General features: G+C 57.1%; 11 protein-coding genes and 1 tRNA gene. 4 read left to right on the top strand and 8 right to left on the bottom strand.

Translation table 11 applies throughout. The annotated features are described in order from the left end of the window. Positions 1-10: 10 nt before the first annotated feature. On the bottom strand, positions 11-1,132 hold the full coding sequence (locus tag AC6I7A_RS11950) for a Gfo/Idh/MocA family protein (protein WP_058956655.1): 1,122 nt from the start codon (positions 1,130-1,132) through the stop codon (positions 11-13). Between the two features lie 332 nt (positions 1,133-1,464). On the opposite strand from AC6I7A_RS11950, the gene AC6I7A_RS11955 reads away from it, so the two are divergent. Continuing rightward, positions 1,465-1,540 (top strand) — tRNA-Asn (locus AC6I7A_RS11955). 66 nt (positions 1,541-1,606) lie between these two features. On the opposite strand, the gene AC6I7A_RS11960 is transcribed toward AC6I7A_RS11955, so the two are convergent. The 4 genes from AC6I7A_RS11960 to AC6I7A_RS11975 all read right to left on the bottom strand — a co-directional run bounded on the left by AC6I7A_RS11960 (position 1,607) and on the right by AC6I7A_RS11975 (position 6,205). Then, entirely contained in the window at positions 1,607-1,939 is a 333-nt protein-coding gene (locus AC6I7A_RS11960; protein ID WP_058956656.1) for a type II toxin-antitoxin system PemK/MazF family toxin, read from the bottom strand. Then, positions 1,940-2,197: an AbrB/MazE/SpoVT family DNA-binding domain-containing protein gene (locus AC6I7A_RS11965; protein WP_058956657.1), complete on the bottom strand. Its 258-nt coding sequence runs from the start codon at positions 2,195-2,197 to the stop codon at positions 1,940-1,942. Positions 2,198-2,536: 339 nt separating this feature from the next. Continuing rightward, positions 2,537-4,768: a catalase/peroxidase HPI gene (gene katG / locus AC6I7A_RS11970; protein WP_058956658.1), complete on the bottom strand. Its 2,232-nt coding sequence runs from the start codon at positions 4,766-4,768 to the stop codon at positions 2,537-2,539. Positions 4,769-5,182: 414 nt separating this feature from the next. Then, positions 5,183-6,205 (bottom strand): LLM class flavin-dependent oxidoreductase, encoded by a 1,023-nt coding sequence (locus tag AC6I7A_RS11975; RefSeq protein ID WP_046102167.1) that lies wholly within the window; start codon positions 6,203-6,205, stop codon positions 5,183-5,185. A gap of 219 nt (positions 6,206-6,424) precedes the next feature. Between AC6I7A_RS11975 and AC6I7A_RS11980 the strand changes: the two genes are divergently transcribed. The 3 genes from AC6I7A_RS11980 (at position 6,425) to AC6I7A_RS11990 (ending at position 9,460) form a co-directional block, all read left to right on the top strand. After that, positions 6,425-7,198 carry a phosphate/phosphite/phosphonate ABC transporter substrate-binding protein gene (locus tag AC6I7A_RS11980; RefSeq protein ID WP_058956659.1) on the top strand — a complete coding sequence of 258 codons (774 nt, stop codon included), beginning with the start codon at positions 6,425-6,427 and terminating at the stop codon, positions 7,196-7,198. Positions 7,199-7,351: 153 nt separating this feature from the next. Continuing rightward, the gene (locus tag AC6I7A_RS11985) at positions 7,352-8,266 is read left to right on the top strand and encodes a ketopantoate reductase family protein (protein ID WP_058956730.1); all 915 of its coding nucleotides are present in this window, start codon (positions 7,352-7,354) and stop codon (positions 8,264-8,266) included. Between the two features lie 132 nt (positions 8,267-8,398). After that, on the top strand, positions 8,399-9,460 hold the full coding sequence (locus AC6I7A_RS11990) for a LacI family DNA-binding transcriptional regulator (RefSeq protein ID WP_058956731.1): 1,062 nt from the start codon (positions 8,399-8,401) through the stop codon (positions 9,458-9,460). A gap of 95 nt (positions 9,461-9,555) precedes the next feature. Here AC6I7A_RS11990 and tmaR read toward each other — a convergent pair whose 3' ends face one another. From tmaR to dacD, 3 genes are all read right to left on the bottom strand, one after another. Continuing rightward, a complete protein-coding gene (tmaR, locus tag AC6I7A_RS11995; protein WP_004571340.1) occupies positions 9,556-9,882 on the bottom strand; it encodes a PTS system regulator TmaR in 327 nt (108 codons plus the stop codon). Positions 9,883-10,042: 160 nt separating this feature from the next. Further along, positions 10,043-11,101: an FUSC family protein gene (locus AC6I7A_RS12000; RefSeq protein ID WP_058956660.1), complete on the bottom strand. Its 1,059-nt coding sequence runs from the start codon at positions 11,099-11,101 to the stop codon at positions 10,043-10,045. Between the two features lie 261 nt (positions 11,102-11,362). Further along, positions 11,363-12,526, bottom strand: a complete 1,164-nt coding sequence (gene dacD / locus AC6I7A_RS12005) for a serine-type D-Ala-D-Ala carboxypeptidase DacD (RefSeq protein ID WP_009089351.1) — start codon at positions 12,524-12,526, stop codon at positions 11,363-11,365. Between the last annotated feature and the right edge of the window lie 305 nt (positions 12,527-12,831).

Here is a 12,831-nt window from a genome sequence, read left to right on the forward strand (position 1 = left end):
TGATCTGCCGTTACACTTTCATCCAGCGTCGCTGCTCAGCAGAGTGCGCGATCGCTTCCAGCACCTTCTGCACCTGTAACCCCTCGGCAAAATCGGGCCACATGCGGTCGTCCGCCGCGATACCGTTAATCAGATCGCGGACCTCCACCGTTTTCTGGTCGTTAAAGCCGATGCCATGTCCGGCTGAAACACAGAAGTTCGCATAGTCGGGATGGGCGGGTCCTGTCAGGATCGTTTTAAATCCCTGTCGCCCGGCGGGCTCGTCATGCAGATAAAGCTCAAGTTCAGCCATGCGCTCCTGGGTGTAACGCAGCGTGCCTTTGGTTCCGGTCACAACATAGGTCAGGCCCATTTTCGCGCCGCAGGCGATACGCGAGGTTTCAATGACGCCATGCGCGCCATTGCGGAAGCGCAGCAGCGCACTGGCCTGATCTTCGTTTTCCACCGGTAACTGACGTCCGGGCGCTTTCGGGTCGGGTCGTGCGGTGATGACCGTCATCATGTCGCCGCTGACTTCGGCAATATCACCGACCAGATAGTGCGCCATATTGACGATATGCGCCGCCAGATCGCCCAGCGCACCCAGCCCTGCCAGCGCTTTCTGACAGTGCCAGTCGAGCGGTGTCTCCGGTCTGGCAAGATAATCCTCGTTATGCGTGCCGTAAAAATGGACCACCTCGCCAATTTCTCCGCGGGCAATGATCTCTTTCGCCAGCTGGCTGGTCGGGTTCTTCATGTAGTTAAAGCCAACCAGCGTTTTCACCCCCGCCGCCTGCGCAGCGCTTACCATCTCCTGCGCATCCGCCACGCTTAAGGACAGCGGTTTTTCTGAGTAGACATGCTTGCCGTGGCGTATCGCCGCCAGCGCCATCTCTTTGTGCAGAAAATTGGGCGCACAGATATCCACCACATCAATGGCGGGATCGCTGACCAGCTCGCGCCAGTCTCCCGTAGAACGCGCAAAGCCAAAGGTGGCTGCCTGACGGGCCGCCAGCTCTGGATTTACCTCGGCCAGCATCTCCCGCACGATCTCACCTTTCAGCGCAAACACGGTCGGGGCCTGAGCATAAGCAATCGCGTGGCAGCGCCCGATATAACCACTGCCGATCATGCCGATTCGGACTTGTTTCATTTCAGCTCCGGATATTCATTTCAGGGTTGAAATGAAATCTACGTTTCGTTTTATCTGCTGACAAAGGCGTAATGAAAACTTTGTGACGGCAGTAAAAAACTATCCGGGCAAACCACGCCTCGTGCCGCCTGGCAAGGGAGGCAGAGCGGTAAAACACCTCATAAATACCTCAGTCTGCCGCACGGGCTGTGACACCCCGTTCAGCGTCTGACGGACTTCTTCTGGTGTATTAAACGCCGTACTGGCGACTATTTCAGCAGTCGCGCAGATTTATGAAAAAGAGCTTTGACATGGCTCAGCGTGGCCGTTACTATGCGCCCCGTTCAAACGATTCCTCTGTAGTTCAGTCGGTAGAACGGCGGACTGTTAATCCGTATGTCACTGGTTCGAGTCCAGTCAGAGGAGCCAGATTCGAGAAACCCGCTCAGGGAAACCTGAGCGGGTTTTTTATTGGCTTTCAGTCATATCGGCGGTTCAGTTCAGAATGGCTTCCAGCCGTGCCAGCACTTCGTTCACGATAGCGTCAGGAAGTCTCTCAAGCCGCCTGCCTTCGCGGGCTTCCATATCGAGCGTTCTCGGCTGATCGCAGCGAACGACACCCTTTGTTCTGCACCCTGCTCCATCCAGTGAAACAGCAAAACCTGCTGCGCGGGCAAAATTCCCGCCGCGGGTCACCGGCACCACAATCGGTAATCGGGTAAATGCGTTAAATGAAGCCGGAGAAACGATAACTACCGGACGCTTCCCGCTTTGTTCATGACCTGCTGTAGGATCGAGGGTCACCAGCCAGATTTCTCCTCTCTCCATTTACAGGTTCTCCTTACCTGCTGCAGGTGCATCAATCCAGTCTCGATCTTCTTTACTGATTTCCGCATGCGGATCGCATTGCGCAAGCAGTTCCTCAAGTGAATAGCGCGGTCGGGTCCGGGGTTTGACGATCAGAAAACCATTATCGATGGTCATTCCGACTTCGCTGTTTGCCGACAACGACAGCGTTTTCAGAACGGCGGGAGGAACCGCCAGCATGACCGATCCGCCTACCTTTTTAAGACGCGTGATAAACATAAATCTCCTCCTGATGTTATATTTTAATATAACACCGGCGGGCGATAGCGAGCAATTATTAATCAGTTCCATTGTGCTATTCTCCTGAAGCGGACCTGCGCGGGGATTGCCTGTCTTCGTCAGGATGAGAGTAAAAAATGTTTCGAGGGGGGCAAAGGATTACGCCAAATCCGATAAAAATTTTGCGGCGAGGATTCCATACAGAGATAACAGGAGCCGTAATCAGATGAAGCGCGGCAAAAAAAAACTGCACCCTACTCAGTCGGGTCTCCGACTTTTGGGGTGCAGCTACGTTTCAGCTTTTACAGCTATCAAATATCAGATATCAGATATCAGATATCAGATATCAAAGCGATCCAGATTCATCACTTTGGTCCAGGCGGCCACAAAGTCTTTGACGAATTTCTCACGGGCGTCGCTGCTTGCGTAAACTTCCGCCGAGGCGCGTAACACCGCGTTGGAGCCGAACACCAGATCGGCGCGGGTCGCGGTGTAGCGGGTTTCACCGCTGACGCGATCGCGTCCGATAAAGGACTCGTTGCTCGCATCGGCAGCCTTCCACTCGGTGCGCATATCCAGCAGATTGACAAAGAAGTCCGTGTTCAGCGAACCCACTTTGTCCGTGAAGATGCCGTGCTGGCTGCCATCGAAGTTAGCGCCCAGAGCACGCATCCCGCCCACCAGTACCGTTAACTCCGGCACGGTCAGGGTCAGCTGCTGCGCCTTGTCGATCAGCAGGTTTTCGGTGGTGGTTTTGCCGAAGCCGGTGCCGTAGTTACGGAAACCATCGGCACGCGGTTTCAGCAGGTTGAACGACTCAATGTCGGTCTGATCCTGACGCGCATCGACACGTCCTGGCGTAAAGGGTACATCAACGGTCACGCCTGCCGCTTTCGCCGCCTGCTCAACCCCGACCACACCGGCCAGCACAATCACATCCGCCAGCGAAGCCTTGTTCACTTCACGCTGAACCGCTTCCAGCGTCGGCAGCACGCGCGCCGCAACGGCGTTAACGTCCCACTCGCGCTGCGGCAGCAGTGCCAGTCGGGCACCGTTGGCACCACCCCGTTTGTCGCCACCGCGGAAGGTTGACGCCGAGGCCCAGGCAACGGAAACCAGCTCGCTGACGCTGAGGCCGGATGCGGCAATCTTCTCTTTCAGCTGCGCGATATCCGCGACGGTCGGATGATAAACCGGTGCAGGTAGCGGATCCTGCCAGATCAGATCTTCCTGTGGTACTTCAGGTCCGATGTAGCGCGCTTTCGGCCCCATATCGCGGTGCGTCAGCTTAAACCATGCACGGGCAAACGCTTCGTTGAACGCCTGCGGGTCGTTAAGGAAGCGACGCGAAATTTTTTCAAATTCCGGATCAAAACGCAGCGTCAGGTCGGTCACCAGCATGGTCGGCTTGTGTTTTTTCGCCGTGTCAAAGGCGTCCGGGATAATTTCCGGCGCATTGACCGCTTCAAACTGGATAGCGCCTGCCGGGCTGCGCGTCTGCACCCACTCATATTTGAACAGGTTCTCGAAGAAATAGTTGCTCCACTGAGTAGGCGTCTGCGACCAGATCACTTCCAGGCCAGAGGTAATCGCATCGGCACCTACGCCGCTGCCGTGGCTGTTGACCCAGCCCAGACCCTGCGCTTCAATCGGGGCGGTTTCCGGATCGACACCGACATGGCTGGCCGGAGCGGCACCGTGGGTTTTACCCAGCGTATGGCCACCCGCAATTAGTGCCACGATCTCTTCGTCGTTCATGCCCATGTTGCCAAAGGTGGCACGAATAGCCGGGGCGGCAGAAGCGGGATCGCCACTGTGTTCCGGGCCTTCCGGGTTCACGTAGATCAGACCCATCTCGGTCGCGCCAAGCGGTGACTGCGCCAGCGATTCCGGATGACGGTGTTCCAGCCAGGTCGCTTCTTCGCCCCAGTTCACATCCATATCCGGTTCCCAGACATCTTCACGTCCGGCACCAAAGCCAAAGGTGCGGAAGCCGGAATTTTCCAGCGCGACGTTACCCGCCAGGATGTAGAGGTCGGCCCAGGAGATCTTCTGGCCATATTTCTGTTTTACCGGCCACAGCAGGCGGCGGGCTTTATCCAGGCTGACGTTGTCCGGCCAGGAGTTTAACGGGGCGAAACGTTGCTGACCACGACCTGAACCACCACGTCCGTCTACGGAGCGATAGGTTCCGGCGCTGTGCCAGGCCATACGAATAAAGAGACCGATATAGCTGCCCCAGTCAGCGGGCCACCAGGCCTGTGACTCAGTGAGCAACCCTTTGATGTCCGCTTTCAGCGCTGAGTAATCTAATTTTGCAAATTCTTTGCGGTAATCGAAGGATTCATCAAGGGGGTTTGAACGGGATGAGTGCTGATTCAGCAGGTCAACGCGCAGCTGATTAGGCCACCAGTCACGGTTCGTTGTTCCGCCGCCCGGCGCCTGATTTGGCTGCGCTGACTTCCCTGCATGAAAGGGGCATTTGCCCGCTGGTGCTTCGCGGTCAGCTTCACGGTCGGCTTCGACGATTGGCTTTGCATCTTTTGCATCTTCATCAATGGAATTGCTCATGGTCACACCTCTTTTTGTATTTTCATCGCTACTCTATAGAGGATTTTCAGGCAGGCACACCTGTCTTATCCTATATGATTGATAGCTTATCCCTTTGAATAAGGTCTTATTTAACAGCTCCCAACGATGGCAAACGGCTGTTATCCACATCAGCTTCAGCGAAACGACATCGTTCTTCATCAGACTATTCTGACAAACCACGTTTAACAACCGGCTGATGAAAGAGTTGCTGATCGGTGACGCAATCCGGTGCATAAAGCGTGCGTGATCTGTTGCCAGAACAGCCTGGAAAAAGCGTCGCGAATACAGAGAAAAAAGAACAGGCAGAGCGGAAGAGAAAAGAGGTGGGGCTGACGAGGGGATCGGATCAGGAATAAAACCGCAGCGCCCTCCGCAGGAGAGCGCTGCCGGTCATTAACGCCAGCCCAGCTCCGGGGCGACGTACTTCAGAATCGCTTCAATCACATGGGCGTTATAAGCCACACCCAGTTGATTTGGCACGGTAAGCAGCAGCGTATCGGCTTCAGCAATCGCCTCATCCTGCGCCAGTTGCTTAATCAATACCTCTGGCTCAGCGGCATAGCTGCGACCAAAGATGGCGCGGGTTTTCTCATCGAGAAAACCGACAGAGTCACGGTCGTTGCCGCTACGGCCAAAGTAAGCGCGGTCCATGTCGTTGACCAGCGCAAAGATGCTGCGGCTGACAGAGACACGAGGAGTATGCTGATGCCCCGCCGCTTTCCAGGCTTCACGGTAGGCGCGGATCTGCTTCGCCTGCTGAATGTGGAACGGCTCGCCCGTTTCATCATCTTTCAGGGTCGAGCTCTGCAGGTTCATGCCCATTTTCGCCGCCCACTCCGCCGTTGCGTTGGAGCCGGAGCCCCACCAGATACGGTCGCGTAACCCTTCAGACAGCGGCTCTGGTCGCAGCAGTCCTGGCGGGTTCGGGAACATCGGCTGAGGGTTCGGCTTAGCAAAGCCTTCTCCGCGCAGCACCTCCAGAAACTCCTCGGTGTGACGACGGCCCATATCGGCATCGCTTTCCCCTGGTTTAGGTTCAAAACCAAAGTAGCGCCAGCCATCAATCACCTGCTCCGGTGAGCCGCGGCTCAGACCGAGCTGCAGACGACCGTTGGAGATCAGATCGGCCGCGCTGGCATCTTCCACCATATAGAGCGGGTTTTCGTAACGCATGTCGATTACGCCAGTGCCGATCTCAATCCGGCTGGTGCGTGCCGCGACCGCCGCCAGCAGCGGAAACGGTGAGCTGAGCTGACGGGCAAAGTGGTGGACACGGAAGTAAGCGCCATCGGCACCCAGCTCTTCCGCGGCAACCGCTAAGTCGATCGACTGCAGTAATACATCCTGCGCCGTGCGGGTGGCAGACTGTGAAGAGGGGGTCCAGTGACCAAAAGATAAGAAGCCGATATTTTTCATCTGTCATTCTCCTGACGGGGTAAACGCCCGTGGATGTAAGGCAATTTCTGATAGGCAAAGGTTACGCCCTCCGCGCTGCAACTGATAGTCAATATCTTTCAGCGCTATATTCAGGAATTTCGACATAGCCAGGCTGATTATCTGCTTTGCTTATTTATCCCCTGATGCAGCCCGATCTTCGCGCGGGGGAGCTACCCTATCCTGACCGGGAGAAACCTGATGACTAACCGGCTCGCGCTGCCCATGTACGCGATTCACCCGCCCGCCACCCGGGCGCTGATGCAGGCCATTAAGACGCTGCTGGCGCGGCGCGGCATCGAAGCGCAGCCGGTCTGGCCTGACGACCTGCAGGCACACTGGCAGGATGCGCATCTGCTGCTGAGTCAGACCTGTGGCTATCCACTGGTCACCCGGCTTACCGCGGTCCAGCCTGTCGGCACCTTTCACTATCGGGCGCCCGGCTGCAGCGGTCGCGACTATCGCAGCTGGCTGGTGGCGCGGGATAAACAGGCGACGCTGGCCGATTTCACTGGCCAGCGGGCGGTGGCGAACAGCCTGGACTCTCACTCCGGCTATAACGCACTGCGGTTTGTCGCGGCGCGTCAGGGCGTCACCTTTTCTCAGCTCATCCTGAGCGGGGGGCATCGCCGGTCGCTGGCCGCGTTGCAGCAAGGCGATGCCGATATTGCTGCGATCGACTGCGTCAGCTGGGCGCTGCTGGCGCGTTATGAACCGGAAGCACTGAATGGCCTGCATATAATCGGTGAAACACCCCTGGCACCCGGACTGCCGCTGATCACGGCAGCGTCAACCTCCTCCACCCGGCTGGCACATCTCCGGATGGCGCTGCATCAGCTGGTGCAGGAGACGGCCTGGCGTGGCGTCTGCGACGACAATCTGATCGGCGGATTCAGCCCGGCAGAGCGGGACGATTATCAGATTGTGCTGGAATGGGAGCACGACGCGGCTGCGCAGGGCCTCCCCCGGCTTTAACGTTTTACGCCCTTCCGGCCCGCCGATCCGTCAACGAAAGCCCTGCTCTGCCCGTCGGTGACGACCCGCATCGATCCTTTTCTGCTGACGTCAGCACTGGTAAGCCCGCTCACACCGCTTTAAGGTAGAGGTTTTCAGCAACGGGAGATGCAGATGCGCATTCTGATGGCAGGAGCCGGCGCGACCGGCGGATATTTTGGTGCCCGACTGGCTCAGGCGGGTCAGGACGTCACGTTTCTGGTGCGCGAACGCCGTTTTCAGCAGCTACAGATGAATGGACTGGTGTTACAGACGCCGCAGGGAACGGAAAAGCTGGAGCCGCAGCTGATTCAGGCCGGCTCGCTGAGCGGCCACTATGACCTGATCATAATTACCGTAAAGAGTTTTGCGCTTGAACAGCTCATGGAGGATATCGCGCCTGCGGTCGGCCCTGACACGCTGATCATGCCGATTCTCAACGGGATGCGACACATCGCGACACTGCAGCAGCGTTTCGGTGACGATAAGGTGATAGGCGGCCTGTGCAAAATCAACGCCACGCTGGGTGACAGCGGTGAAGTGATCCAGATGACACCACTGCATCAGCTTTACTACGGTGCGCTGGATGGTAATAACGATGCGCGCCTGCAGCGGGTTGACGCCGCCCTGCGCACCAGTCAGGTCGATAACCGCTTCAGCGAAAACATTCTAGATGAGCTGTGGGAGAAGTGGCTGCTGCTGAGTACGCTCGGGGCGGTCTGCTGCCTGGCGCGTGGCGATACTCAGCAGATCCTGACCACCCGCGGGGGCGAAGCGCTGCTGCAGGGGATCTTCAGCGAGATTCTGGCGGTGATTTCCGCCGAGGGGTATCAGCCGCGTCCGGCCGTCACCGCCCGCATTTTTGAACTGCTGAATAACCCGGAGACCCCGATGACCTCCTCGATGTATCGTGACCTGACTCAGGGATTTGATATCGAAGCCGATCAGGTGATCGGTGACCTGCTGCTGCGGGCAAAACGAAAAGGTCTGATATCTCCGCTGCTTAACGCGGTCGATGTGAATCTGCAGGTCTATCTGCAGCAGCGCTAAGCCGGATAGCGGTAATCCGTTCTGACCGGGGCCGCATGGGTCCCGGCTGGCAAAAGAGTGAATGTGTAATGAGCAGCAACAGTGTGGCAGGAAATTTTGTTACACTCGACGCTTCATCTTTTGGAGAGTGCAATGACTTCCCGCTCCGTGACCCTTGATGATGTCGCGCAACTGGCCGGCGTCTCATACCAAACCGTTTCACGTGTTTTAAACCGTTCTGAACAGGTGTCAGCCCGCACGCGGGAAAGGGTTGAGGCGGCGATGCAGCAGCTCAATTATGTGCCTAATCGCGTGGCACAGCAGCTGGCAGGCAAGGCGACGCGCACGCTGGGTCTGGCTACCAGCGACCTGGCGCTGATGGCACCGGCTCAGATCGCCTCGGCGATCCAGCAACGGGCCGCCGCCGCGGGGTATCATCTGGTGATTGCGATGGAGAGCGGTCATGATGCGGCCGCTACCGTGAATGAACTGCTGGCGCAGCGGGTCGACGGACTGCTGATCAACCTGCCACTGGCGGCGGATGAGGCGCAGCAGATTCAGCTGTTGTGTGGCAGTAAGCCGGTGCTGTTTCTGGATGTCGAACCGCATGCCGCGGTGGCGCAGTGTCAGTATCCGAACGCCTCCGGCGCGCGTGCCGCGGTTGAACATCTGGTGGCGCTGGGTCATCGCCGGATTGGCCTGCTCAACGGGCCGCTGCGGTCGGTCTCGGCGCGTCAGCGTGAAGCGGCCTGGCTTCAGGCGCTGGCAGACCATCAGCTCACCCCGCACTGCTCTCTGCGCGGCGACTGGAGCGCGCAGTCGGGCTATCAGGCGCTGATGTCGCAGCTGCCGGACGCCCTGCCCCAGGCACTGCTGGTGGCGAACGATCAGATGGCGCTGGGTGCCATGCGGGCGTTGCATCAGTATGGCGTGGCGATTCCGGGCGAGATCTCGGTGATTGGTTATGATGATACCGCGGAAAGTGCCTGGTATCAGCCGCCGCTGACCACGGTGCGCCAGGATTTGCATTATCTGGGCGCGCAGAGCGTTGAGCGGATGCTGGCCCGGCTGCGCGGCGAAGAGGTTTCTGACGCTGCGCTGGAAACCACGCTGGTTATCCGGGAAACCACCGCCCCGCCAGCCGATAACCCGCTCGATTTAGCTGCGCTGTCCCAGCAGCTTCAGGCGATCGCCCGTCGGCTGTCCGGCCAGTAGCACCAGGCTTTCCCGCTGCCATAAAAAACCCGCGCCACCGGGGTGGATGCGGGTCATCTTCAGTAACCGGAGCCGCTGCGCTCCGTTATCGGCTATCAGGCTTTAGGATGTTCACCCACGCCCATAGCTTTGATCTTTTTCGACAGCTCGCGACGCTCTTTCGAGAGGTCGGCGTTTTTGATGATGTACTCATCCACGCGATCTTCATAATCCACGCGCATGCTGGCAATGATCTCCTGAATAGCCTCAACGCTCATGCCCGGCTTGATGTATTCGCTCAGGTTGTCGAGCAGCAGAACGCGCTTCTGGTTGTCACGAATTTTCTTCTCGTTGTCGACAATTTCACGCTGCAGTTTGTTTTTGCGGCGGAACATACGCACGAACTCCAGTACGTCCTGAAATGACTGCTTGGCATTTTCCATGATGGCACCTTTCTTTAAGCCTGCTGACGCAGGGAGAGAGTCAAAACGATCAGCTTAGCGGCTAGCCCGCCAGGTAAGCAATTTTCACAGCTAAATTCAGACTGGCTCTTATCTTAGCGCAAAGAAACCCCGTTTCACATTAAGTCATTGTCTGAGGTGATTATTTGCGAAGCGCCATCCGCATCAGATCGGTCATCCGCTCCAGCTGTTTCGCCAGTTCCAGCGTCAGCCAGACGTAGCCGTAGATCGGCGTCTCCTCCAGCGCGTCGCTGCCCGCCTCCGCAATCAGACGCCGCAATTCATCACTGATTTCGGTGAGTTCATGACTGTTGGCGACCACCTCTTCCGTTTCCCCCTCGATTGCCATGACGGACAGCGCCCGCAGGGTGTTCTCGGTCATCTGCTGGGTGCGGCGTAAGGCGGGTGCGTTGAGCATAATCAGGTGGCTTTCACGCGACGCCCACCAGGCATTAATCTGCATCTCAATGGTGTAAACCATATTACGGTTAATGGTCTGAATGGCTTCAAGCACCGACTTCGGGATGCGCGTCTCTTTGCTGGACGGCTCCAGCAGCGACCGCATTTTGATGACGCTGCTCAGCAATTTGCCCAGCGGCTTGTTAAGGCGCGGCTTTTCGACCAGATTGGGTGAGAAACCGGCGTGGTAAATTTTTGCCATCTCCGCCAGCGTGTCAGAGAGCTGGATGCGCCAGTGGGTATAGGCGCGCTGCGCCCAGATAGCGGTGAACAGCAGCGCCATCAGCGACCCCAGAATCACATCCCCGCCGCGCCACAGCGCCATCGTGAAGTCACCGGTCGGTGCACCGACGACGACGCTGAGCGTAATCCCGATCAGCAACGCCATATAAGGGTGCTTGCCCAGCGTCAGGAAGCCACTGATGAACATGATCATGCCGCACCAGGCCAGCATCATCGGCATGGAGATCAGCTCCAGCTTCAGCGCAATCAGACCGGAAATCGAGCCGGCTACGGTGCCGCTGATGCGCTGCAGGGCGCGTGGGAAGACGTTTCCCCACGTAGAGATGGGCCCCATCACCACCACCAGCGTGATCAGGGGCCAGGTGCCTTCAGGGATATGAGTGGCCCGGACAAAGATAAAGCAGAGCAAAAAGGCGATGGCAATGCGCACGCCATGAACGGCGCGATAGTGACGGTAAAACCAGAATTCCAGTTTTGAAATGGGTTTATCAGAACGCAAAGTGACTTTCCGGTTGCGGGATTATGTTGCCGCTATCTTAACCCCGAACGGGGTTCAGGCTTAGCCTGCGCCCGCTATTTCCAGACCATTTTGACGTTATCTTACAAATATCAACATCCGGCTCACATTGCCGCCCGTAAATTAAAAACAATTTATTACTGTTCGTTAACTTTGACGGACGCCGGATCAGACGGGAAGTTGCTCCCCTGTAAAAACGGGCAGCTCAGAGGCTGCCCGTTTCAGTGGTGACCCATTGACCGATCAGAACTTCTGTTTGAGATAGTCGGTCAGTCGGGTAATGACACCGGCGGGTTCAACCGCACTCAGCGCCACCAGCGGATAATGGGCGATCTCCTGATCTTTATCCATCACCTGAATTTCACCGATCACCTCATTGGCTTTCAGCGGCGCCTCCAGATCTTTGCGGTCGATGACATATTTCGCTTTCACGTTCTGGACTTCACTGCGCGGCAGCGACAGATAGATATCCTCTGCAGTGCCGACCTCGACCTGATGCGGATTGCCGTACCAGACGTTTTCGCTGCCAATCTTCTTACCGGCGTGGAACAGCTGAACGGTATCGAAGGTGTTCTGGCCCCAGACCAGCAGTTTACGCGCCTGCTCTTCACGCCCTTTCGCGCTTTTCCCGCCCATCACGACAGCAATCAGGCGATGCTTACCCACCACGTTGGAGGCGATGATGTTAAACCCGGCCGTTTCGGTGTGGCCGGTTTTCAGCCCGTCGACATGCAGGTTATTGTCCCACAGCAGACCATTACGGTTGTTCTGGGTGATGCCATTCCAGGTCAGGGTCTTCTCACTGTACATCGCGTAGAAGTCAGGCTCACCGTCAATAATCGCGCGGGAGAGTTTCGCCATATCCAGTGCGCTGGAGTACTGACCTGGCGCATCCAGACCGTGCACCGTTTCAAAATGGGTATTCTGCAGGCCGAGTTTCTCAACGTAGTGATTCATCATACCAACGAAATTTGCTTCGCTGCCTGCGACATAGTCTGCCAGGGCCACGCAGGCGTCATTCCCGGAATCAATGATGACCCCGCGGCTTAAATCCCGGACGCTCAGCTTATCGCCGGGCTTCAGGAACATCAGCGAGGAGCCTTTGAACACCGGATTTCCCGCCGCCCACGCATCTTTTCCCACCGTAACCATGTCGTCACGGCTGATTTTCTTCTGGTCAATGGCGCGGTCGACCACATAGCCGGTCATCAGTTTGGTCAGGCTGGCGGGATTGCGGCGCTCATCGGGATTACCGGCAGTCAGAACCTGCCCGGTCATGGCATCCATCAGCACCCAGGAAGCGGCATCAATTGCCGGCGGCGTCACAGGAAACGGGATCGCATCGGCCTGTGCCAGCGAGGCCCAAAAAACAGTAGCGGTAACAGTGAACAGCAGACGCCTTTTCAACACTTCATCCTTAATTACACGGGAGAGAAAATTTCTAAAACGAAACGGAAACAGCCGCACGTTTTACGGCAAAAGCGTTGTGAAGGTTTGAATAAATTGAAAAAAAGTATGAACCGGCGTGCCTATGCGTTATTCGGGACAGCCCTTAACTTCTGACGCGTGACAATAGGGTTTGCCATAGAGACAGGCCCGGAACCGCTAAAGTGGTTCGGTCACGCTGAATCATTGAGGCGTGTAACAGACAACGATCTTCACTCACCCTGCTGCGTGCAGAGGCGCAGAGAGCGGACAGAGAGCAGGTTTAT

It is taken from the genome of Type-F symbiont of Plautia stali, assembly GCF_059731105.1.

What these genes read in the sequence shown, in the direction of transcription:
- AC6I7A_RS11950 (WP_058956655.1), bottom strand. Translation starts at nt 1,132, where the DNA reads ATGAAACAAGTCCGAATCGGCATGATCGGCAGTGGTTATATCGGGCGC.
- AC6I7A_RS11960 (WP_058956656.1), bottom strand. Translation starts at nt 1,939, where the DNA reads ATGGAGAGAGGAGAAATCTGGCTGGTGACCCTCGATCCTACAGCAGGT.
- AC6I7A_RS11965 (WP_058956657.1), bottom strand. Translation starts at nt 2,197, where the DNA reads ATGTTTATCACGCGTCTTAAAAAGGTAGGCGGATCGGTCATGCTGGCG.
- katG (WP_058956658.1), bottom strand. Translation starts at nt 4,768, where the DNA reads ATGAGCAATTCCATTGATGAAGATGCAAAAGATGCAAAGCCAATCGTC.
- AC6I7A_RS11975 (WP_046102167.1), bottom strand. Translation starts at nt 6,205, where the DNA reads ATGAAAAATATCGGCTTCTTATCTTTTGGTCACTGGACCCCCTCTTCA.
- AC6I7A_RS11980 (WP_058956659.1), top strand. Translation starts at nt 6,425, where the DNA reads ATGACTAACCGGCTCGCGCTGCCCATGTACGCGATTCACCCGCCCGCC.
- AC6I7A_RS11985 (WP_058956730.1), top strand. Translation starts at nt 7,352, where the DNA reads ATGCGCATTCTGATGGCAGGAGCCGGCGCGACCGGCGGATATTTTGGT.
- AC6I7A_RS11990 (WP_058956731.1), top strand. Translation starts at nt 8,399, where the DNA reads ATGACTTCCCGCTCCGTGACCCTTGATGATGTCGCGCAACTGGCCGGC.
- tmaR (WP_004571340.1), bottom strand. Translation starts at nt 9,882, where the DNA reads ATGGAAAATGCCAAGCAGTCATTTCAGGACGTACTGGAGTTCGTGCGT.